This window comes from Parasedimentitalea marina (assembly GCF_004006175.1).
Classification (GTDB): Bacteria; Pseudomonadota; Alphaproteobacteria; order Rhodobacterales; family Rhodobacteraceae; genus Parasedimentitalea; species Parasedimentitalea marina.
Genome location: NZ_CP033219.1, coordinates 3,995,277 through 4,017,211 on the forward strand (window position 1 = coordinate 3,995,277; position 21,935 = coordinate 4,017,211).

20 protein-coding genes are annotated in these 21,935 nt (G+C 57.2%); 9 read left to right on the forward strand and 11 right to left on the reverse strand.

Annotated elements, in window-relative coordinates:
- Window positions 1-50 precede the first annotated feature (50 nt).
- The 4 genes from EBB79_RS19225 to EBB79_RS19240 all read right to left on the reverse strand — a co-directional run bounded on the left by EBB79_RS19225 (window position 51) and on the right by EBB79_RS19240 (window position 6,278).
- The gene (locus EBB79_RS19225; protein WP_127750434.1) at window positions 51-641 is read right to left on the reverse strand and encodes a LolA family protein; all 591 of its coding nucleotides are present in this window, start codon (window positions 639-641) and stop codon (window positions 51-53) included.
- A gap of 42 nt (window positions 642-683) precedes the next feature.
- Window positions 684-3,551: a DNA translocase FtsK gene (locus EBB79_RS19230; RefSeq protein WP_127750435.1), complete on the reverse strand. Its 2,868-nt coding sequence runs from the start codon at window positions 3,549-3,551 to the stop codon at window positions 684-686.
- Window positions 3,552-3,662: 111 nt separating this feature from the next.
- Window positions 3,663-4,841, reverse strand: coding sequence for an aminotransferase class I/II-fold pyridoxal phosphate-dependent enzyme (locus tag EBB79_RS19235; RefSeq protein WP_127750436.1), 1,179 nt, complete (start codon window positions 4,839-4,841; stop codon window positions 3,663-3,665).
- Between the two features lie 108 nt (window positions 4,842-4,949).
- Complete coding sequence (locus EBB79_RS19240; RefSeq protein ID WP_127750437.1) at window positions 4,950-6,278, reverse strand: amidase; 1,329 nt, start codon at window positions 6,276-6,278, stop codon at window positions 4,950-4,952.
- Between the two features lie 87 nt (window positions 6,279-6,365).
- Between EBB79_RS19240 and EBB79_RS19245 the strand changes: the two genes are divergently transcribed.
- Window positions 6,366-7,595 carry an FAD-dependent monooxygenase gene (locus EBB79_RS19245; protein WP_127750438.1) on the forward strand — a complete coding sequence of 410 codons (1,230 nt, stop codon included), beginning with the start codon at window positions 6,366-6,368 and terminating at the stop codon, window positions 7,593-7,595.
- Window positions 7,596-7,696: 101 nt separating this feature from the next.
- On the opposite strand, the gene EBB79_RS19250 is transcribed toward EBB79_RS19245, so the two are convergent.
- From EBB79_RS19250 to EBB79_RS19260, 3 genes are read right to left on the reverse strand one after another with little or no spacing between them, the layout of a single operon-like run.
- Window positions 7,697-7,885, reverse strand: coding sequence for a Trm112 family protein (locus tag EBB79_RS19250; RefSeq protein ID WP_127750439.1), 189 nt, complete (start codon window positions 7,883-7,885; stop codon window positions 7,697-7,699).
- Window positions 7,882-8,523 (reverse strand): LON peptidase substrate-binding domain-containing protein, encoded by a 642-nt coding sequence (locus EBB79_RS19255; RefSeq protein WP_127750440.1) that lies wholly within the window; start codon window positions 8,521-8,523, stop codon window positions 7,882-7,884. Before EBB79_RS19255 ends, EBB79_RS19250 begins: the two co-directional genes overlap by 4 nt.
- Before the next feature lie 27 nt (window positions 8,524-8,550).
- A complete protein-coding gene (locus tag EBB79_RS19260; protein WP_127750441.1) occupies window positions 8,551-9,465 on the reverse strand; it encodes a thioredoxin family protein in 915 nt (304 codons plus the stop codon).
- A 75-nt stretch (window positions 9,466-9,540) separates the two neighbouring features.
- On the opposite strand from EBB79_RS19260, the gene EBB79_RS19265 reads away from it, so the two are divergent.
- Window positions 9,541-10,062 (forward strand): DUF6653 family protein, encoded by a 522-nt coding sequence (locus tag EBB79_RS19265; protein ID WP_202977625.1) that lies wholly within the window; start codon window positions 9,541-9,543, stop codon window positions 10,060-10,062.
- 203 nt (window positions 10,063-10,265) lie between these two features.
- Here the strand turns inward: EBB79_RS19265 and EBB79_RS19270 are convergent, their stop codons facing one another.
- Window positions 10,266-11,054 carry an exodeoxyribonuclease III gene (locus tag EBB79_RS19270; protein ID WP_127750442.1) on the reverse strand — a complete coding sequence of 263 codons (789 nt, stop codon included), beginning with the start codon at window positions 11,052-11,054 and terminating at the stop codon, window positions 10,266-10,268.
- 318 nt (window positions 11,055-11,372) lie between these two features.
- Between EBB79_RS19270 and EBB79_RS19275 the strand changes: the two genes are divergently transcribed.
- Window positions 11,373-12,497 (forward strand): TauD/TfdA family dioxygenase, encoded by a 1,125-nt coding sequence (locus EBB79_RS19275; protein WP_127750443.1) that lies wholly within the window; start codon window positions 11,373-11,375, stop codon window positions 12,495-12,497.
- Window positions 12,498-12,732: 235 nt separating this feature from the next.
- Here the strand turns inward: EBB79_RS19275 and EBB79_RS19280 are convergent, their stop codons facing one another.
- A complete protein-coding gene (locus EBB79_RS19280) occupies window positions 12,733-13,419 on the reverse strand; it encodes a response regulator transcription factor (RefSeq protein ID WP_127750444.1) in 687 nt (228 codons plus the stop codon).
- A 171-nt stretch (window positions 13,420-13,590) separates the two neighbouring features.
- Between EBB79_RS19280 and ribA the strand changes: the two genes are divergently transcribed.
- Window positions 13,591-14,679 carry a GTP cyclohydrolase II gene (gene ribA, locus EBB79_RS19285; RefSeq protein ID WP_127750445.1) on the forward strand — a complete coding sequence of 363 codons (1,089 nt, stop codon included), beginning with the start codon at window positions 13,591-13,593 and terminating at the stop codon, window positions 14,677-14,679.
- Complete coding sequence (locus EBB79_RS19290; RefSeq protein WP_177627832.1) at window positions 14,676-15,179, forward strand: L,D-transpeptidase family protein; 504 nt, start codon at window positions 14,676-14,678, stop codon at window positions 15,177-15,179. The genes ribA and EBB79_RS19290 overlap by 4 nt, the downstream gene beginning before the upstream one ends.
- 60 nt (window positions 15,180-15,239) lie before the next feature.
- Here EBB79_RS19290 and EBB79_RS19295 read toward each other — a convergent pair whose 3' ends face one another.
- Both EBB79_RS19295 and EBB79_RS19300 read right to left on the reverse strand, forming a co-directional pair.
- Window positions 15,240-15,890, reverse strand: coding sequence for a YggS family pyridoxal phosphate-dependent enzyme (locus EBB79_RS19295; RefSeq protein ID WP_127750446.1), 651 nt, complete (start codon window positions 15,888-15,890; stop codon window positions 15,240-15,242).
- Between the two features lie 105 nt (window positions 15,891-15,995).
- Window positions 15,996-16,952 carry a porin gene (locus EBB79_RS19300; RefSeq protein WP_127750447.1) on the reverse strand — a complete coding sequence of 319 codons (957 nt, stop codon included), beginning with the start codon at window positions 16,950-16,952 and terminating at the stop codon, window positions 15,996-15,998.
- Window positions 16,953-17,234: 282 nt separating this feature from the next.
- On the opposite strand from EBB79_RS19300, the gene EBB79_RS19305 reads away from it, so the two are divergent.
- From EBB79_RS19305 to holA, 4 genes are all read left to right on the forward strand, one after another.
- A complete protein-coding gene (locus tag EBB79_RS19305) occupies window positions 17,235-17,741 on the forward strand; it encodes a DUF3576 domain-containing protein (protein WP_127750448.1) in 507 nt (168 codons plus the stop codon).
- An 86-nt stretch (window positions 17,742-17,827) separates the two neighbouring features.
- Entirely contained in the window at window positions 17,828-20,362 is a 2,535-nt protein-coding gene (leuS, locus tag EBB79_RS19310; protein WP_127750449.1) for a leucine--tRNA ligase, read from the forward strand.
- Window positions 20,349-20,900: an LPS assembly lipoprotein LptE gene (gene lptE, locus EBB79_RS19315; RefSeq protein WP_127750450.1), complete on the forward strand. Its 552-nt coding sequence runs from the start codon at window positions 20,349-20,351 to the stop codon at window positions 20,898-20,900. The genes leuS and lptE overlap by 14 nt, the downstream gene beginning before the upstream one ends.
- A complete protein-coding gene (holA, locus tag EBB79_RS19320) occupies window positions 20,897-21,925 on the forward strand; it encodes a DNA polymerase III subunit delta (protein ID WP_127750451.1) in 1,029 nt (342 codons plus the stop codon). The genes lptE and holA overlap by 4 nt, the downstream gene beginning before the upstream one ends.
- Window positions 21,926-21,935: the final 10 nt, after the last annotated feature.

The following is a 21,935-nucleotide window of genomic DNA, read 5'->3' on the forward strand; positions in this document are numbered from 1 at the left end:
GACTACGCCGGGCAGCAATCTAGCATCCAGGCTGACCCAGTTGGTGCCCCTTAGCGCGACGCCCCGTTGGATGATGTATCAAACAATTTGGATGGCAGCTTCATACCGGTTTCCAACGCACCGAGTATCACAGTGGTTCGGCCTCCGCCGTTGTCATGAACCACCCATTTACGCAGCTCTACAGGATTATCCGTGAACATCAGCTCCAGGCTGCCATAGTCGGGATGCTCGGGATCTTGCGTCTGTACAATGGTTGTGGTGCCGTCAAAGCCATGACCAACAACCATATTGGCCTGATTCAAATTCACCCGACGGGCCAGTATCACCGACAGCGGAGTCCGTCTCAGCGGATAGGTTTCCGGCGGTTGGTTCGACTTTTTATCCAGAATCACCACCGAACCAGCCCCGGCCACTACGGTGCCGACATCCGGCGGGTCATATTCAAACCGCATCCGACCCGGGCGATGAATATACAACGTGCCGGTCGACAGGCTTCCGTCATCATTGATCTGGGTAAAACTTGTTTGGGCCGTCTTCATGCCGTTCAGATAGCCGGAAATTTCATTCAGGCTCAGCTTCTCGGCGGCCCAGGCGGCGGGGGCGCAGACAGTCAGCGCCAAAGCAAATGCAATCTGTTTCATAGATCCTACATAAGCCCTGTGCGCTGAATGTGAAGAGGCGTGTTACTGCTGCTCTGGAATCAGAATTTCTCTTTTACCAACGTGGTTTGCAGGGGAAACAAGGCCCTCGTCTTCCATCTGCTCAACCAATCTCGCGGCCTTGTTATATCCGATGGCAAGTTTCCGCTGAATATACGAGGTCGAACATTTACGATCCTGGACCACGATCTGCACCGCCGAGTCATACAGCGCGTCTTCGCCAGTGGTGTTGCCACCAGTCAGCCCCAGCACGGCGTCGATGTTACTGGCCTTGTCGTCGTCCGGGCCTTCCAGCACGTTGCTCATGTATTCCGGCGGACCAAAGGCCTTAAGATGGTTGACGATCTCCTCAACCTCTTCATCCGAAACAAACGGTCCGTGGCAGCGGGTAATCTTGGCGCCACCCGCCATATAGAGCATGTCCCCCATGCCCAGCAGTTGCTCGGCGCCCATTTCACCCAGGATGGTGCGGCTGTCGATTTTTGAGGTCACCTGGAACGAAATCCGGGTCGGAAAGTTGGCTTTGATGGTCCCGGTGATCACGTCAACCGAGGGCCGCTGTGTGGCCATGATCAGGTGAATACCCGAAGCCCGTGCCATCTGCGCCAGGCGCTGGATGCAGGCCTCGATCTCTTTACCGGCCACCATCATCAGATCGGCCATTTCATCCACGATCACAACGATATATGGCAGCGCTTCGGGGGCGAATGCCTCGGTCTCGAATACCGGCTCGCCGGTGTCGTCATCAAATCCGGTCTGCACCGTACGGCTGAACATCTCGCCCTTGTCCAAGGCTTCGCGCACCCGGCCGTTATAGCCTTCGATGTTACGCACTCCCATTTTGGACATCTTGCGATAGCGGTCTTCCATCTCGCCGACGGTCCATTTCAGCGCCACAACCGCCTTTTTCGGGTCAGTTACAACCGGCGACAACAGGTGAGGAATGCCATCATAGACCGACAGTTCCAGCATCTTGGGATCGATCATGATCATACGGCACTCGGACGGTGTCAGCTTATACAACAGCGACAGGATCATAGTGTTGATGGCAACCGATTTACCCGACCCTGTGGTCCCCGCAATCAGCAGGTGAGGCATCTTGGCAAGGTTGGCGACAACTGAATCGCCGCCGATGTCTTTGCCCAGTGCCAGCGGCAGGCTCATGGTGCTGTCACCAAAATCACGGGAAGCAAGGATCTCGCGCAGCACTACTTTCTCGCGGTTTTCATTGGGCAATTCGATGCCGATGACTGAACGGCCTGGCACCGTGGACACCCGTGCCGACAATGCGGACATGGACCGTGCGATATCGTCAGCCAGACCGATCACCCGGCTGGCCTTCAAGCCCGGCGCAGGTTCCAGCTCATACATGGTGACCACCGGGCCAGGGCGCACTGCGACGATCTCACCTTTGACGCCATAGTCGTCCAGCACGTGCTCTAGCATACGGGCATTTTCTTCCAATGCGTCGTCACTCAGGTGATGACGCTGGATACTGTCCGGGCTTGCCAACAAGTTTAGCGGTGGCAGTTCAAACCCATCATCGCCGTCCTCAAACACCAGACCCGGCTGGGCCTCGGCAATGGCCCGGGTCGAGGGCAAGACGGGTTTCAGTACCGGCTGTTCGACCACGGATTTGCGTGGCTCGGCCACTGGCAGCTCCATCGGTGCCCTCGGCACGGTAACCGGCGCAGGTGGTATGTCGTGGGTTAGGTCAGGGCCTTCCTGAGCCATGACCGGCTGTTGCACGGACGACGACACTGTCGGCGCGGCGGGCATTGCCGTCATCGGCGGCTCAGGCGGAAGACCGTCCAAAGGCGACTGAGGATTAAAGACCAGGGGTTCGGGGCGACGGCCACGACCCTTGGTCAGGGGCAGATTAGGGTCCTGCTCGGGCGGCAGATCAGCCGCGCGGCGGTCGCGCACCGCATCAGCGATCTTGGCAGCGATCCGGTCGTCTCCGGGCAGGCCATCCAGTTCAACGGTCGAGTGATTCTCAACCAGTTCAGGCTCGGGCAGTTCAACCGCCTCGGTCCGGCGGATCAATGATGGCATCCGCGACAGCAATCCACCCCGTTCAGGGGCAGGTTCTTCAAAAATCTCTTCCTCGGCCTCAACCGAAGGAACGACACCGTAACGGTCCATAGTTTCGATCACTTGTGGCTCGTCTTCTTCGTTTGCGGTGGCCCGCTCCGCGCGTTGCGCGCGATAATTCATCGCGGCCTGCAAACCGCCTGTGGCACCACGTCCCAAAAGATTCGCCAGCCCGGCATAGGCCATGATCACGCCAATCAGCATGAAACGGCCCGCACGGGCCAGTTCAGGACGGGTGAAACCCAGCACAAATGCACCCAGCGCCAACATGCTTAACGCGGTCAGCAGCGTCATCAGTTTAACCGTAATCGCATAACTTAACGGCGACAGGATCAGCAAAGCCCCCATCACTGTGTCGCCCAGCAATCCGCCCAGGCTAAAGTTATGGGTTACACGCCAAATTTCATCCGGAACCAGTGTGGCGGCATAAACAGAGCTAAGGGCGATAGCAAATGGCGCAAAGATCAACCGAGGCATCGCTCTTTCTTCGTTCCAATGCAGCGCGAACCGCGCTCCCCATACCAGTAGAACCAGGGAAATCGCCCATGCGCCCTTGCCGATAACCATAAACGCCGCCCATGTGAGCGAGGCCCCGGGGCGTCCCATCCAGTTTTGCACAGGCGCATCGGTCGAGACCCACCAGTTGGGGTCTTCAGGTGCATATGATCCAATCATTGCAGCAATCATCAGGCCTAGCACGATCAGCATAATGCCAATCAGTTCTTTGCCCCGCTTTTCGATGGCTGCTTGCATATTACTGTCCAACAACGGGTCGCGACTGCGTGTTTGAAATGCCATGCCTACCTCGGTTCCTCATTTGACCATTGCCTGCTGTTTTCGCAGGTCTTGGGCCGGTCTTTTTTCTATTGGCGCAGCGAGTGCCGACTGCTCGGGCTATCGCTGCGCAATTTAGTACAGGCAATCGCGCAATTGTGTCAGCGCCACCTGTGTTTGTTCTTTGGGCGCCACCAGCGCGACGCGGATAAATCCTTTGCCCGGGTTCTGCGCGCCCTCACCCTGCGCCAGATAGGCACCGGGAAGAACCCGCACGCCGGTTTGCTGCCACAACTTCAACGCCGCCACCTCGCCATCATCGACGGGCAACCACAGGAAAAATCCAGCTTCGGGCGTTTGATAGCCCTGAAACCCAGAGAAGACCTGATCGGCGATCTCATATTTTTCCACATACTGTACCCGGTTTTGTACCACATGTGCCTCATCCGACCAAACGCGGGCAGCCGCGGTTTGCAGCGGCAGTGGCAGCGGCGCCCCCGAGTAGGCCCGCAATTGCTTAATCCGCGCCATGTTCTGTGGCCCACTGGCAATCATCCCCGAGCGCAGGCCCGGCAGGTTTGACCGCTTGGACAGCGAGTTGAACAGCACCACGCGCTCGGGATCTGCGCCCAATTCCTGCGCCACGGTCAATGCGCCCAATGGGGCCGCGTCACGGTAGATTTCTGAATAGCATTCATCTGCAAAGATCTTAAAATCATAGCGCTCGGCCAGTTGGATCAACTGGGTCCAATAGGCGCGATCAGCCACTACGCCCTGCGGGTTGGCGGGTGAGCAGATATAGGCAACGGTAGTGCGGTTCAGCACCTCTTCGGGCAAGCCGGCATAATCCGGCAGATGGCCGGTGGCCTGTGTGGCGGGCACAAACACCGGCTCGGCGGCCACCGAAAGACTTGCCACCATATAGACCTGATAAAATGGATTTGGGATCAGGACCGCTGGTTTTTGACCGTTCTTTTGCTCGGGGCACAGCGCCATTGCTGCATTGTACAACCCTTCGCGGGTGCCGTTCAGTGCCATGACTTGAGTGTCTTTATCCATCGCCACACCATAGCGACGCTGAATCCAGGCGCTGATCTCGCCACGCAATTCATCCGATCCATCGTTAGGCGGATATTGATTAAAGCCCACTGCGTTTTCGACAATTACATCCGTAACCCACTGAGGAAACTTATGTTTCGGCTCTCCAATAGTCATATGGACCACATCCCCACCCGGGGTGTGATGATCCAATAACGCCCGCAGACGCGGAAACGCATAAGCCGGAAGGTTCGAAAACCGCTCGGGGAAATTCATGTTCTAAGCCTCAAGTCCGGGATCATTTTCGCCCCGTTTCCCATAAGATACAGGTGCAGCGGCAATCCGTCCAGCCGCTCGCACCCAGTCATTTGGTTAATGTGGCTTTCAGGCCAAGGCCCGCTCAACCGCGGCTCCGACCCGCAGCAGCGCCTCCTCACAGTTGGGCTTCCCCAGCACCTGAAGGCCGCAACTGGGTGTGCCTGTTGGCAGCGACAATCCGCACAGCCCCATCAAGTTGCCAATCCGTGTATTGCGCAGGGCCAGCAGGTTGGCGCGCACGTAATATTCATCATCACTCAGCAGCCGTTCCATATTCGGCGGCAAAATTGGTGCAGTCGGAGACAGCACCCCATCAAACCCCGAGGTGGCCTGATCCCAGATCATGCGAATCTGTTCTAGCCTGGCCCAGGCGGCCACATAATCCGCACCCAGAACATCACCACCGGCGCGGAACCGTTCAAGAATAGCAGGGAACATCAGATCCGGAGACACCTCAATCACGTCTTTCCACAGCCCATAGGCCTCGGTGGTGAACAACACACCGCTCAGCGCCATGGCTTCGGTCAAATCTGGAACATCTAGCGGAATGATTTCAGCACCGGCATCGCGCAGGCGGTCCAGAGCCGATGAATATGACGCGCGCACCGGGTCATCCAGATCGTCCTGTACCATAGTTTGCAGGTCGGCAAATCTGCGTCCCTTCAGACTGGCACCGCGCAGATCCGCAACTGGCGATCCCTCAAGCAGCGCCAAACACAAAGCAGCATCTTCGACGGTTCGGGTAAGTGGGCCAACGGTGTCAAATTTCAAACAGAGAGGCACCACGCCCTCCAGGCTGACCCGCCCCGAGGTGGTTTTCAGCCCCACCAAGTCATTCCACGCTGATGGGATTCGGACCGATCCACCCGTATCCGAGCCAATCCCACAGGCCGCCAGACCAAATGCAACCGAGGTTGCAGCACCCGACGATGATCCGCCTGAAACCGCATCGGCATCATTGACGCTGGGCGGGCTTTCTTTCACCGGGTTCAGGCCCAGCCCGGAAAAAGCCAGCTCGCTCATATGGGTTTTGCCCAGACAGACGGTGCCCATGGCTGTGGCATTGCTCAGCACCAGCGCGTCCCGGTCTGGCACCCGACCCAGCAACAGATCAGAACCGGATTCGGTGCCAATATCGGCGGTATCGAACAAGTCTTTCCAGCTGATCGGCACCCCATCCAGCAGCGAGCGACGCTGCCCGGCACGGGCGCGTTCCGCCGCGGCAGTGGCCTCGGCCAGGGCGCGTTCATGGGTGACACGGGCATAGATACGATCACGCAGGGGGTGGGCATCGATGGCATCCAGATAGGTTTGGGTCAGCTGCAACGGATCGATATCACCGCTTTCAATACCCCGGCCCAAATCCGCCGCACTCATCTTCAACCAATCCGACATTTTTTATGCGCTCCCTTAGATGTTAAAGCGACGGTAGCGTCACTGCCCCCCATGGACAATCCCGAACACAGGCGCATAGTGCGGCGCATGAAAAACTCTTCCGATATCCTGATCGTCGGCGGCGGACTGAACGGTCCCACGCTGGCCCTGGCGCTGGCGCAAACCGGCTTTTCCGTCACCGTGATCGACGCCCTACCGCAGGCCAAACTGCAGGATGACGCGTTCGATGGCCGCGGTTATGCGTTGGCGCTGGCCTCGCAACGGCTGTTGCAGCAGGTTGGCGTCTGGCAGCATGTCGGTAGTGAAAACGCGCAGCCGATGTTGGAAATCAAAGTTACCGATGGCCACGCCGGGCAAGGCCCCTCGCCGTTCTTTATGCACTTCGATCACGCCGAGATCGAAGACGGCCCGATGGGCTACATGGTAGAAGACCGCTTTCTGCGCCGTGCCCTGATCACTGCGATGGAGGGCGAGTCCAAGATCACCCTGATCAACCAGCGCAGGGTCGAGTCACAGGAAGTGGATCTAAGTGGCGTCACCCTGACGCTGGATGGCGGCGATACTCTGCGCGGACGGATGCTGGTTGGCTGTGACGGCCGCAGCAGCGGCACCGCCCAACGGGCTGGCATCAAACGCAGCGGCTGGGACTATGGTCAGACTGCGCTGGTTTGCGCCATCGACCACGAAAAACCACATCACGGCATTGCCCATCAGTTCTTTATGCCACCCGGACCGCTGGCGATTCTGCCCCTGCCCGGCAACCGGTCCTCCATTGTCTGGAGCGAAAGCACCGACACCGCCGCAGCGATTCAAGCACTGGATGACAAGGATTACATCGAGGCCCTGCGGCCCCGGTTTGGCGACTTCCTGGGCGAGATCAGCCTGGCAGGCAAGCGGTTTACCTATCCGCTGAACCTGACCCTTGCCAATGCCTTTGTTGGTGACCATCTGGCGCTGGTTGGCGATGCAGCGCATGGGATGCATCCCATTGCCGGACAGGGCCTGAACGCCGGGATGCGGGACGTCGGGGCGCTGGCGCAGGTGCTAACCGAAGCAAGCCGCCGGGGCGAGGATTTCGCCTCGGAGCTGGTGTTGCAACGCTATCAGGAATGGCGGCGTTTCGACACCGCAACGCTGGCGGCGGCAACGGATGTGTTCAACCGGCTCTTTTCAAACGACAACCCGGTGCTGCGACTGGGTCGCGATATTGGCATGGGCATTGTCGGATCATTACCCGGCCTACGCCGTAGCTTTGTGCGCGAGGCCGCCGGCCTGACGGGCGACCTGCCCAAACTGTTGCAGGGCAACAAAATCTGAGACCACCCCATGAGAGTAGCAGCGGGCCATTCCAAATAATTCGTAAGCCGCCGTCAGGTCTCGTCTGACATGATGCCCCGGGGCCATTGCCCGGATGGCGATTACTCCAGCACGCGCGCCTCGTCGATCAGCATCACCGGAATGCCGTTGCGAATGGGAAAGGCCAGATTGGCCGCCTTAGAGACCAGTTCCTGCTCCTCGGCGTGATATTCGAGTACCGCATGTGTCTGCGGACACACCAGTGACTCAAGCATATGACGATCAAAGGCGGGGGGCTGGGTGTCGGTCATTGCAGTGTTTCCTCGTTCGAACCGCCAAACAAGGCAAATTCGATCAATGTGGTCAGGGTCTCAAGTCTTGTGGCAAGACCGGGGGCCTCAAGCAAGGCTTGTTTCTCTTCCGGCTCAAAGTCCAGCATCATCGACAAAGAGTTGATCAGCAACTCGTCATCCGCATCTTTCAGCGCATCCCAATCGGTCGACAAACTGCGCGATGAGAAAAAGCGTTCCAGCAGGTCAAGGAACTCGGGCCGGTCAAACCGAATGTCACTCTCAACCTTACCCAAATCCCGATCAAACCCATCCCAACTGACCTGACACCGCCGATAGGGGGTAAAGCCATCGGTCTCTTCTTTGATCCTAAACCGGGACACCCCAGAAAGAGTGATCAGATAGCGCCCATCTTCGGTTTCGGAAAATTGCGTAATGCGTCCTGCGCAGCCAATCTCGTGCAGGTCGTCATCACTACTATGCCCGGAAAAGGGTTGCACCATCCCGATCAACCGCTGCGACGTCTTCAAAGCGTCCTCAAGCATCTGCAAATACCGCGGCTCAAAAATGTGAAGCGGCAACAGCGACCGGGGCAGCAAAAGCGCCCCGGGTAGAGGAAACACGGCAATCGTGTCCGGTAGGTCAGCGGCTTGGATCATTAAATTGAAGCTAGCCCTCAGCAAGGATTAGGCAAATATCATTGAACTCAATTTGCGGCGACCGTTGAGAACAACTGGATCTTCCGGCTTCAGGGCGTCAAATACTGTAAACAGCTGGGCCTTTGCCGCCCCATCGTTCCAGTCGCGATCTCGCCGAAACAGCTCCAGTAGTTCCGCAACCGCAGCCTCAGCGTCACCTGCGGCATGCAGTGCCTGAGCTAGGTCAAACCGGGCTTGATGGTCGCTTGGATCTGCATCCACGACATTGCGCAATTCACCGACGGGTCCCGCGTTTTCCGCTTGCCGGGCCAGTTCAATCTGGGCCCTGACGGCTTCGATCTCAGGGGCTTCGGCAATCTCAGCCGGGGCGCCATTCAGCACCGCTTCGGCCTGATCCGCGTCATCAGCCACCAGATGTGTACGTGCCAGACCGGCATAGGCGGCAGTATTATTGTCGTCTTCGCCAATGACGGCCGCAAAAATCTGCGCCGCATCCTCGACTTCGCCTTCGGCCATCATTGTTTCAGCCGCTTCCAGCGCCTCGCCCAGACCGCCATCTGCAGCCCCACCGCCAGCTTCGACAACCTTTGCCACAAAGGCATCAATCTCGGACGGCGGCAATGCCCCCTGAAAACCATCAATAGGCTGGCCTTTGTAAAAGGCAAAGACAGCCGGAATTGATTGCACCCGCATTTGCTGGGCAATCATCTGGTTTTCGTCAACATTGACCTTGGCCATCGTCACCGCACCCTTAGCACGGGTTACAGCGGCCTCAAGAGCCGGTCCCAGGGTCTTGCAGGGGCCGCACCAGGGCGCCCAGAAATCCACGATAACAGGGACCGTCTGTGAGGCTTCAACCACGTCCTGCATAAAGGTCGCCTCAGAGACGTCCTTGATCAAATCTGCTGCCAGAGCATCGGCACCACCAATAATATCCATCATAACCTTGTTCTCCACATCGAACTTGCCCTCTATATGAAAGCTGCAGAGCAAGAAACCAAGAGTGGAGTTGCCCAAATGTCTCGCACCCGAATGGATATTTTTACTCTTGCCGCACGAATGATGGCAATGGACGACGCAGCATGGGCCAAACACGCCAATCCTCTCAGTGTTTACAGCCGCATGTCGATCCTGCCGTTGATGACGCTGGCCGTGATCAGTCGAGTCTGGCTAGGATGGTATGCACTTGCACCGATCGTCCTGGTCATTGTCTGGACCTGGTGGAACCCGCGCGCCTTTGGTCGCCCCAAGACAACTGATAGCTGGGCGGCACATGGCACTTTTGGGGAACGGGTTTTCCTGAACCGAAAAGAGTGTCCCATCCCACAACATCATTCCCGTTGGGCGATTGGCCTGGGTATTGTGTCCGGGGTTGGTGCAGTGCCGTGGAGCTATGGGCTTTGGTCACTTGACTACGGCATGTGCCTCTTCGGACTGGCCTTGATGATCGGCGGCAAGCTGTGGTTCGTAGATCGGATGGTCTGGCTGTATCAAGACATGAAGGGCACCCATCCAACATATAGGAGTTGGCAGCGATAAACTGCTACGTTGACGGGCGGTATGTCCAATGTCCAATGCCTCAACAGACCTCCAAAAACTCCCGCGCCTACAGGTCCATCGGCTACGCCGAGTGACCTTGGCAGCCTTGGGCGTGGCGCCGCGCTTCGCGCGGCGCCACGCCCAACGGAAGGAACGCGTCCGACAGGGCGCTGACGACGGGCGGGAGCCGTTCGTTGCGCTTTCTATAGATCGAAAGTGGCAAAGACAGGGGCATGATCGCTGGGTTTTTCCCAGCCCCGTGCATCCCGCAAAACGCGGCTGGAGTGTGCAGAGGCCGAAATATCAGACGTTGCCCAGATGTGATCCAGACGTCGCCCTTTGTCCGCAGCGTCCCAGTCCTTGGCCCGGTAGGACCACCAGCTGTATAGCAATCCCTCAGGGATATCCTGGCGGGTGACATCCACCCAATTGCCAGCCTCCTGGACTTGGGCCAGGTGATCGACCTCAATCGGCGTATGGCTGACGACTTTGAGCATCTTCTTGTGGTCCCAAACGTCATCGGCGCGCGGTGCAATATTCAGATCACCCACAAGAATCGCTTTTTCGGGTGGCTCTTTACTAAACCAGTCCCGCATGTCGGTCAGATAATCGAGCTTCTGGCCAAATTTCTCATTAATCTCACGATTCGGCTTATCGCCACCCGCAGGTACGTAGAAATTATGGATGGTCACGCCGTTTTCCAGTCGCCCGGCGATGTGGCGCGCATGGTCCAGCCCGCCGAATTGCTGACTACTGACCTCTTCGATCGGCAGTCGCGACAAGATTGCAACTCCGTTATATCCCTTTTGGCCGCGTGCAACCATGTGGGTATAGCCAAGCTCGGCAAAGCCCTCCAACGGGATCTTGTCAACTGGACTTTTACATTCTTGCAGACACAACACGTCCGGCCCCTGTTCGGCCAATAGCTTTAGCACAAGCGGTTCGCGCAGGCGGACCGAGTTGATATTCCAAGTGGCAAGAGTAAAGGACATGCGCGTCTCATCTGTTGGGTCAGGTCAATTTTGACCAAGTTTGCCCGTCTGTGCACTGCGACACCAGTGCCGAATGACACCTGCACGATATTTGTAGCAAGAAGCGGATTTTTCTTGCGGATTGCAATTTTCTTGCTCAAATGCCGTTACGTCCAAAAGATGTTGAAACGGAAATTGCACATGCCTGAAGTGCTGGGGCGACTCCCCGGACACCCATACACAAAGGTGCACGACTGGTGGCCACCGCCTCAGACCGCAAACCCGGGCTGAGACCCGGACTCGTTTCCCCATAACATATCGTCTTTTGGAGTATCCAAAATGAGCACCGCATCTTTGCGTCCTGAAACTGCCATGGTTCATATCGACTGGCAGGACGGCACCAGTGCCGATTTCCCTTACATCTGGCTTCGCGACAATGACCCGTCTGGCTTTCACCCTCAAACTCAGGAACGGACCAGCGACCTGACCAGCCTGTCGCTGGATGTCAGCCCTGTTAAAATCGAGGCCAACGACAAGACACTGACAATCTGGTGGGCCGGGGACACATCTGTCAGCGCCTTTGACATGACCTGGCTGCGTCGCTGTAGCCCGGGCAAGCGTGCAACCGACCCTGCACATACAGGTTTCACCCACTGGCGTCAGGATCTGGGCGCCGAAGGCGTCCCCCGTGCCAAAGCCGACGACGTCTTGAAATCAGACTCCGCGCTGCAAAGCTGGATGGTCGACACCCAGGTCTTTGGCTATTCCATCATCGAAGGTCTGGCCGAAAATACCGATGCCGGTATGGATGTTGCCCGCCGCATTGGATTTCTGCGCGAAACCAACTTTGGCCTGACCTTCGAAGTGCAATCCAAACCCAACCCAAACAATCTGGCCTATACCTCGATCGCATTGCCGTTGCACACAGACCTGACCAATCAGGAGTTGCCGCCCGGCTTTCAGTTCCTGCACTGTCTGGCCAACGAGGCCCAGGGCGGCGGATCCCTGTTCTGCGACGGCTATGCCATTGCCGAAGATCTGAGACAACAGGACCCAGAAGCCTTTGACTTGCTGTCAACGGTCTCTATCCCGTTCCGATTCCATGATGAAAACACCGATATCCGAAGCCGCAAGAAGGTAATCAATCTGGACGAAGACGGCCAGGTGATCGAGATTTGCTTCAATGCACATATCGCCGATGTTCTGGATTTGGAGCCCTCGTTGATGGCGCGGTATTACCGGGCATACCGACAGTATATGATCATGACCCGGGACCCCGCCTATCTGGTAACGCTCAAACTGAAGGCCGGCGAAATGGTGGTCTTTGACAACCGGCGGGTGCTGCACGGACGTGAAGCATTTGATCCACAAACCGGGTTTCGCCACTTGCATGGGTGCTACGTAGATCGCGGAGAATATGAAAGCCGCCTGCGCATTTTGCGTCGCGGCACATCCAATCCGTAAACAGCCGGTCTAAGCCAGCCGGGTCGGACCTTCGTTTGGGAAACTGCGCAGGTACGATCCGGCCGCCACCTCGCGGCACTACTCGGCACATCAGTTCCGCACAAAAAAAGACCGGGCCACTAGGCCCGGCCAGTTCAACAGGGAGGTGCATATCATAACCCGGATATGCGCGGGGTTCTGTTATATCTAAGGTAGGTATTTATTTGTCATATTAAATACCTGGACCCCATATTTCTCAGGCAACCAGCCGATATCCGCCGGATTCAGTCACCAACAGTCGCGCATTCGAGGGATCGGGCTCTATTTTCTGGCGCAAACGGTAGATATGGGTTTCCAACGTATGGGTTGTGACACCTGCATTATACCCCCAGACCTCGTGCAGCAGGACCTCGCGGGCAACCACACCATCGTTGGACCGGTACAAGAACTTAAGAATATTGGTCTCTTTTTCCGTCAAACGGATCTTGCGCTCATCCTCAGTCACCAGAATTTTCATCGACGGCTTGAAGGTATATGGCCCCAGCGCAAAAACGGCGTCTTCCGATTGTTCATGCTGGCGTAGCTGGGCGCGAATACGGGCCAGAAGCACCGGAAACTTAAACGGTTTGGAAACATAATCATTGGCGCCGGCATCCAGCCCAAGGATGGTGTCGGCGTCGCTATCGTGCCCGGTCAACATCAGGATCGGTGCTTTCACCCCCTGCTTACGCATCAGGCGGCACAGTTCACGCCCATCGGTATCCGGCAGACCGACGTCCAGAATGATCAGGTCGTACAGCGCCTCTTTGGCGCGTTCCATCGCGCTTTGGCCATTGTCGGCCTCGAAGACATCAAAGTCTTCTGTCATCACCAGTTGCTCGCTCAGTGCTTCGCGCAGGTCCTCGTCGTCGTCGACCAGCAATATTTTCTTGAGTTGCGCCATTGGGAAACCTCCTGTCCTGTTATTCACACATGTGCGCTGAACAGCGAAACGGCAAGATTTGCTGCAAAGCATTCACGCGCACGTGTTTTGTGCACGGGAAATGTTTCACATTCCTTGCAATTGGGCATAACTAACACCTGCTTATATTTCATCCTATTCCGGAATCCCCTGATGAGCCTGATGCCCTCAATGATCGAACTTCTGGCCCGAGCCCGGGTTGATCTGCGCATGGGCTTGCCCGTTGTACTGACTGGTAACGGGTCAGCAGCGCTGGCCATTGCTGCCGAAAGCCTAACCGGTCAACGGTTGACCGACCTACGTGCCATAGGAGAGGTCTCACTGGCCCTGACAGCCCGGCGAGCGGAGACGCTAAAGGCACGGGTTTATGACACCGACATCGCCCGCTTAACCGTTCCCACAGATGTAGATCGCAGTTGGGTTCGATCACTGGCTGATCCTGCTGATGACCTGAAATTCCCGATGAAAGGCCCATTCAACTGTCAGCGGACAGGCAGTGCCAACCTACACCGACTGGCGATCGCTCTGATAAAATCCGCACGCCTGTTGCCCGCAGCCTTGTTGGTGCCCATCGACGATGCCGCAACATTTGCCTCAGATCATGGATTAACGCTGATCAACCACGCGGTTGCCATGCCGCTGCTTGGGGAAAGCTCGCCACTGCATCCCGTAGCCGCTGCACGGTTACCGGTCGAAGCCGCCGAGGCGGGCCGACTGCATGTTTTTCGCCCCGAAGACGGCGGCGAAGAACATTATGCAATCGAAATCGGCCGTCCTGACCGAAACGCGCCTGTGCTGGCCCGGCTCCACTCGGCCTGTTTCACCGGCGATGTACTGGGATCCCTGAAATGCGATTGCGGCCCACAGTTGCGCGGCGCTTTGGCCCAGATGGGGGCCGAGGGCGCGGGTGTACTATTATACCTCAACCAAGAAGGGCGCGGTATTGGTTTAGCCAATAAGATGCGCGCTTATTCTCTGCAAGATCAAGGGTTTGATACGGTCGAAGCCAACCACAGGCTGGGTTTTGAAGATGACGAACGTGACTTTCGTCTGGGGTCAGAAATCCTGCGCAAGCTGGGCTTCGATCAGGTTCGACTGCTGACCAACAACCCCAATAAAATCGCCATGATGGAACATACCGGTATCAGGGTGACTGAACGAGTACCTCTAAAGGTGGGCGAAAATGACTTCAACCGCGCCTATCTGGCCACCAAGGCCAGCAAATCCGGACATTTTCTGTGACCCCACAGGATCTGGTATTGACGCGCCTGGGGGTGCGGTTCAGTGGCAGACTGTTGCCCTGCTCTATTGGCAAGGGCGGACTGACGACTACCAAACAAGAGGGAGACGGAGCCACTCCGATAGGAACGCATCACATCGTTGGGCTATTATATCGCCCTGATCGGATCCGCCGCCCCGCCGACTGGGCCGAGGCGATTGGCCCGGGGGACCTGTGGTCAGATGACAGTCGTGATAGTGCCTATAACCACCACGTCCGAGCCCCTTATAGCTACAGCCATGAACACCTGCGCCGGGCGGATCCGCTGTATGATCTGGTGCTGGTATTGGATTGGAACTGGCCTGATGCCCGGCCCGGGAATGGCTCGGCCATTTTCATTCACCAATGGCGCCGCCCCGGCTATCCAACCGAAGGCTGCATCGCTTTTTCCCGTTCTGATCTGCACTGGCTAGCCGCACGCGTTCAACCAGGAACACGGGTTATTATTCCGAACTTCGGATAGCAGCGAACCCGCCAAGAAAATTCAAAATTTTCTTTCCAAAATTCTTCATAAGAATTTTCCTCACCCGCCACGCGTTCCGAAAATTGCAGATCCAACCCGCACATGGGTCGCCCCCTGTGCGATGGCCACTTCAAAATCACTGCTCATCCCCATTGACAGACCATCCAACCCATTGTTTGCAGCAATTTTTGCCAATAAAGCAAAGTGTTGGGACGCGTCCTCTCCTACCGGAGGAATGCACATCAGCCCTTTGACCGGTAGGTCCAACGCCTGGCATTCGGCGATGAAACTATCAGCCTCGGCAGGAAAGACTCCGGCTTTCTGGTCTTCTTCACCGGTATTCACCTGCAGGAAAAGATCCGGACAGTGCCCCAATTCCTGCGCCAATCGGGCCAGCGCTTTAGCAAGTTTTGGTCGATCAACCGAGTGGATTGCATCGCATAATTCCATGGCCTGCCGAACCTTGTTGGTCTGCAAGGGGCCAATCAAGTGCAAATCTATCCCGGTAAAGCGGCCCTTGAAATCCGGCCATTTACCAGCAGCTTCTTGCACCCGGTTTTCACCAAAGCACCGCTGCCCCTGCTCAAGAACCGCCTCAACACGCTCATTGGGCTGCACCTTGGATACTGCAATCAGAGTCACAGCGCCCGGTTCACGTCCAGCGTCAGTTTCGGCCTTGGCGATGTGGGATTTAATCTCATCCAGTGACATATCTGCCCTCATATCAGTTTGAACGCAGAGAAACACTGTTTTGGGACAAAAGAAAAGGGCGGCCTCTGATGAGACCGCCCTAAGAACTGTGTGTGTTACGTCAGCTTAGAAGCTGAGTGCAACACCCAGGTCAGCCAGTGTGTTTCCGTTGTCGGAAGCAACACCACCTTTAAGGGTAACACCGCCACCCAGGCTGTGCTTGAAGCCAACACCGTAAGTCGCGTCAGCGTCGTTTGCGCCATCAGCAACCAGGGCTTGGATCGAAGTAGCCGAGGAGATTTCGTAGTTCATGGAAGCACCAACCGCAACGTCTGCGAATGCATCTGCATCGCCTACAATTACGCTATAGCCAAACTGACCAAACGAACCGGAAACGGTCGCAACCCAGAATTCGCCAGCAGCGTCGTCGTCGCCGTATGCTGCGCCGACAGTTGTGCCGTTGAAGTCATAGCCAGCACCGATCTGGAATTCGTCGGTTGCAGCAACAGCAGCTGTTGTTACTGTTGTGTCACCGGCGGAGTCAGTGGTGGTCACAGCAGCTTGAGCGCGTGTTTCGGAGTAGGAAGCCGCAACAGTGAAACCGCTAGCAGTGTAACGTGCTTTAACAGTTGTTGTGTCCTGATCGCCAGCACCGAAGCCACCGATTGGCAGACCGTTGCCATAGAATGGAGTGTTGTGCTCAACCAGAGCTGTCAGACCGATGCCGTAACCGTAGTAGTCTACAACGTCGCCCGAATCGATGACGTCGGATACGTTACCTACGTCAACGCGCAGACCTTCGTAGGATACTGCGAAACCAGCAGCACCAGGACCGCGGCCAGCGATTGCGTTGGAGCTATCTTCGTTCGATTCCAGACGGAAACGAGCTTCGAATTTTACGCCAGCGTCGGTGGTTGCGATGCCAGTGATGTTGATACGCATACGCTGCTCAACACGTGTGGATTCAGCGTTGGACTCGTTGTAAGCCAGACCAAAACGAGCGGAACCGCCCAGATTGATTTCAGCAGCAGCCATACCGGCAGTGGCGATCAACGCAGTTGTCGCGAAGAGAATCTTTTTCATAATCTTTTTCCCTCGGGTTTAGATTTCTCTCAAACCAGCACGTTACGGCACAAGCTTGAGTACGATCCCCGTTTCGCTCTTTTGGGGGGTCTGGTGCAAGGGTCTGCTAAAGCGCCATTCTTTTCCCGCTAAAGTTGGTGCAAGGATGTCACAGTATATTAACGTTTGAAGCCGTACAGGCCCCCTACATACATAAGACTCATGAAGAATTAGCTTGTTGCAGCGCGGCGGCTTGGCTAGGACTGGACCGCAACCGAAGTTTGACACGGAACTTGACCCAATATGCACTGGCTAACGAAGCTCGGAACGATATCGCTAATCACCTTGGTCGCCGGGTGCGGTGCCTTCAGCAATAAAGATGGCTCGCCAAATAGATCGGCATCCAACAACGCCCCACCCGTACGTCCCGAGCGTGATTTCCAAGATGCAGTTACCTTTGATGACAGCGGCGAAACGATTTGGGATGCATTTCGGTCTTCTGATATTGAACAGACCGTTCAGGTCAACCGCTACCTCTGGGCCGCGTCCCTGGATGTTCTGGGTTTTCTGCCTGTGCAGTCAGTTGATCCCTTTACCGGGTTGATCATTACTGGCTTTGGCACCCCTCCAGGTGGCGGTCGATCCTACCGCGCCACGGTACATATCAAGGACCCGGCACTGGATGCGCGATCCTTGAATGTTGCCCTGCATTCCAAAGGTGGAGCTGTCAGTGCCGCTACGACCCGCGCGGTCGAAGATGCCATCTTGTCACGGGCCCGGCAGCTACGGATTGCCGATAAAAATCTCTGATCCGCTGCGCTCTGGATCATCGACAAAAATCTCAGTATTACGGCGCCGGGTCTTGTACCCGGCGTTTTTATTCAAAGGACCGCAAGATGTCGCGTTACGAAGCCTCCAAAATCGAAGCAAACTGGCAAGCGGCCTGGGATAAGGCTGGAATCTTTCAGGCCAAGCGCACAGGCGACAAGCCGAAGTACTATGTGCTGGAGATGTTCCCCTATCCGTCGGGCCGCATCCACATGGGCCATGTGCGCAATTATACCATGGGCGACGTCGTCGCGCGCTATAAGATTGCAACCGGCCATAACGTGCTGCACCCAATGGGTTGGGATGCTTTTGGCCTGCCCGCGGAAAACGCGGCAATCGCGATTGGCGGCCACCCCAAGGAATGGACCTATAATAACATCGCCGACATGCGCGGCCAGATGAAGCCGCTGGGTCTGTCAATTGACTGGACCCGCGAATTTGCCACCTGCGACCCTGAATACTACGGCCAGCAGCAGGCCTTGTTCCTTGATTTCCTGAAGGCCGGACTGGTTTACCGCAAAAACGCCGTGGTGAACTGGGACCCGGTTGATCTCACCGTTCTGGCCAACGAACAGGTTGAGGCTGGCCGCGGTTGGCGCTCGGGTGCCCTGGTTGAACGGCGCGAGCTGACGCAGTGGTTCTTCAAGATCTCCGATCACTCCGAAGAATTGCTGGATGCCCTGGACGGGTTGGACAACTGGCCCGCCAAAGTGCGGCTGATGCAGGAAAACTGGATCGGCAAATCGCGCGGACTGCAATTCTCGTTCGAACGCACCGATGGCGACACCCCAATTGAGGTTTACACAACCCGCCCCGACACCCTGAACGGCGCCTCGTTTGTCGGCATCTCACCGGATCACCCGATATCCAAACAGCTGGAAGCAGACAACGCGGAACTGGCTGAATTTCTTGTGGAATGCCGCAAAGGCGGCACCACCGAGGAAGCCATCGAGACCGCGCCCAAACTGGGCTATGACACTGGTATCAAGGTCAAACACCCACTGACCGGGGCCGAGCTACCGGTCTGGATCGCCAACTTTATTCTGATGGACTATGGCACCGGTGCAATCTTTGCTTGTCCGGCTCATGACCAGCGCGATCTCGATTTCTGCCGCAAATACGACCTGCCGGTGATCGACACTTTCTTTGCGCTCGACAATGACACGCCGGTCGGAACCGAGGCCTTTGTGCCCGCCAAGTCTGAAAAGGTGCGTTGGGTCGATCACTTTGCCGGGCTGGATCTGGCCACTGGCGAAGATGCGGTCAACGCCACTGTCGATTTCGCCGAAAAGGCTGGTTGGGGTACTGGCGTAACTAAGTTCCGTCTGCGCGACTGGGGCTTGTCGCGGCAGCGGTTCTGGGGCTGCCCGATTCCCGTGGTGCATTGCGATGCCTGTGGCGTCGTTCCCGAAAAGAAAGAGAACCTGCCGATCGAGCTGCCCGAGGATGTCACCTTTGACAAACCCGGCAACCCGCTGAACTGGCACCCGACCTGGCGCGACTGTGCCTGCCCGTCTTGTGGTGAGCCCGCCAAGCGCGAAACAGACACCATGGATACTTTTGTCGATTCGTCCTGGTATTTCGCCCGTTTCACCGCCCCCAATGCCGAAACCCCGACTGATATGGCTGAGGCCGAGTATTGGATGAACGTCGATCAGTATATCGGCGGCATCGAGCACGCGATTCTTCACCTGCTGTACTCACGCTTCTTTGCCCGGGCGATGCAGATCACCGGTCACCTGCCCGAATCGGCGGTTGAACCGTTTGACGCGCTGTTCACTCAAGGCATGGTCACACACGAGATTTATCAGACCCGTGGCGAAAACGACCGCCCGGTCTATCACCTGCCCGAGGACGTAACCGGCGGCAAACTGGCTGACGGCAGCGAGGTCGAGATCATTCCATCGGCCAAGATGTCGAAGTCCAAGAAAAACGTGGTTGATCCAGCCTCGATCATCTCGGCCTATGGCGCCGACACCGCGCGTTGGTTCATGTTGTCCGACAGCCCGCCCGAACGGGACGTGGAATGGACAGCCTCCGGCGCCGAGGCGTCTTATAAGCACCTGAACCGGGTGTGGAACCTCTGCGACAAGATTGCTGCCATGGACCCCGCTGCCAAGGGTCAGGGCGACGATGATCTGCTGCGGGCCACGCACAAGGCAATCGACGAAGTGACCAAAGGGATTGAAAGCTTTGGCTTCAATGCCTCTATCGCCAAGCTCTATGGCTTTGCCAATCTTCTGGCCAAATCCAAGGCCGGCGCAGCAGCGCAAAAACAGGCGATCATGACGCTTGCCCAACTGATGTCACCAATGACGCCGCACCTGGCCGAAGACATCTGGGCCCATCAGGGCGGTGAGGGTCTGGTCACGGTTGCGCCTTGGCCAGTGGCTGATCCGGCGATGCTGATCGATGAAACCGTCACCATGCCGATCCAGATCAACGGCAAACGACGCGCGGAAATCAGCGTGCCCAAGGACATGGACAAGGCTGAGGTTGAAAAACTGGCGCTGGCAACCGAAGCTGTGCAAAAGGCGCTGAATGGCAATGCGCCGAAAAAGGTAATCGTTGTTCCGGGTCGTATCATCAATGTCGTTGCTTAATCGCAGAACTCTGCTGGGACTTCTGGCGCCTTTGGCGCTGGCAGCTTGCGGCTTTACTCCAGTGCATGCCCCCGGTGGCACTGGCGACGCACTCTATGGCCAGGTTACGGTACAAGCCCCCGAGGATATTCCCTCGACCAGCGAAGTGGATTCCTACCTTCTGGTGGCGAATTTGGAACAACGTCTGGGACGCGGCGGCGCAGGTGCCTATCAACTGGATCTGACCCTCAGCACCCGTGACGAGGGCCAGGCGATTACCGACGACAACCAAACGACTCGATACTCTATCGTTGGCAAAGCCGGTTTTGTGCTGACCCGCCAGTCTGATGGCAAAGTAGTCGCCAGCGGCGACGAAAACGCCTTTACCGGCTATTCGGCCACTGGGTCCACCGTTGAAACACTGGCCGGCGAACGCGATGCACATCGGCGATTGATGGTCATTTTGGCTGATCAGATAACCATGCGCTTGTTGACCACAACGGATCTGTCCGCAGATCCAATCCCGCCATCAGCACCGCCTCTGGCCCCACCAGCATGAAGCTCAGCCCGCGCGACGCCGAAGGCTATTTCAACCGCCCGGACCCGGACAAAACCGGGATACTCATCTACGGCGGTGATGCGATGCGGGTGGCGCTGAAACGCCAGCAAGTCCTGACCGCCCTGCTTGGCCCCGCCGCCGAGGAAGAAATGCGCCTGACCCGGATGGCTGCAAGCGGTTTGCGCAAAGATCCGGCCCAGTTGCTGGACGCGGTCAAGGCGGTCGGCTTCTTTCCTGGCCTGCGGGCAGTGTTTGTCGAAGAGGCCAATGATCAGGCCGCCCCTGCCATTCTGGCCGCACTGGACGACTGGGCCCCCGGCGACGCACAGATCATAGTGACTGGCGGCCAGCTGAAAGCCACCTCAAAACTGCGCAAAGGGTTTGAAGGCCACCGCAATGCCTATGCGGTAGGGATCTACGATGATCCTCCCTCCCGGGCCGAAATCGAGCGCATCCTCGGATCAGCCTCTATTCGTGACGTCCCCAGCGACAGCATGTCGGCGCTGACCGATATCGCCAATGACATCGGCCCCGGCGATTTCTCACGGATGATAGAAAAACTGGCCCTGTATAAACACGGCGATGGCAACCCGTTGTCGTTGGACGATATCGATGCCGTCGCACCGCAATCAACCGAGGCGGCGCTGGATGACGTATTGAACGTCGTCGCCGAGGGCCGCAGTGGTGAAATCGGCCCGCTGATCCGGCGGTTGCAATCGCAAGGCACCAACGCCGTCACCCTGTGTATTGGGGCCACCCGCCATTTTCGCACACTCTATGCCTGCGCCTCCCATCCCGGCGGTGCGGCGCAGGGCATTGGCCGGATGCGCCCGCCGCTATATGGCAAACGTCGCGACCGGGTGTTGCGTCAGGCACAGGGCTGGGGTGTTGACCGGTTGGAAACGGCGCTGACGCTACTGACCGACACTGACCTTCAATTACGCTCGGCAGGACAGACAGCACCAGCCTTGGCCCTGATGGAGCGCGCCCTGATCCGGCTGGCAATGCTAAGCCGCGCCCGCTGATTGCCCTTGA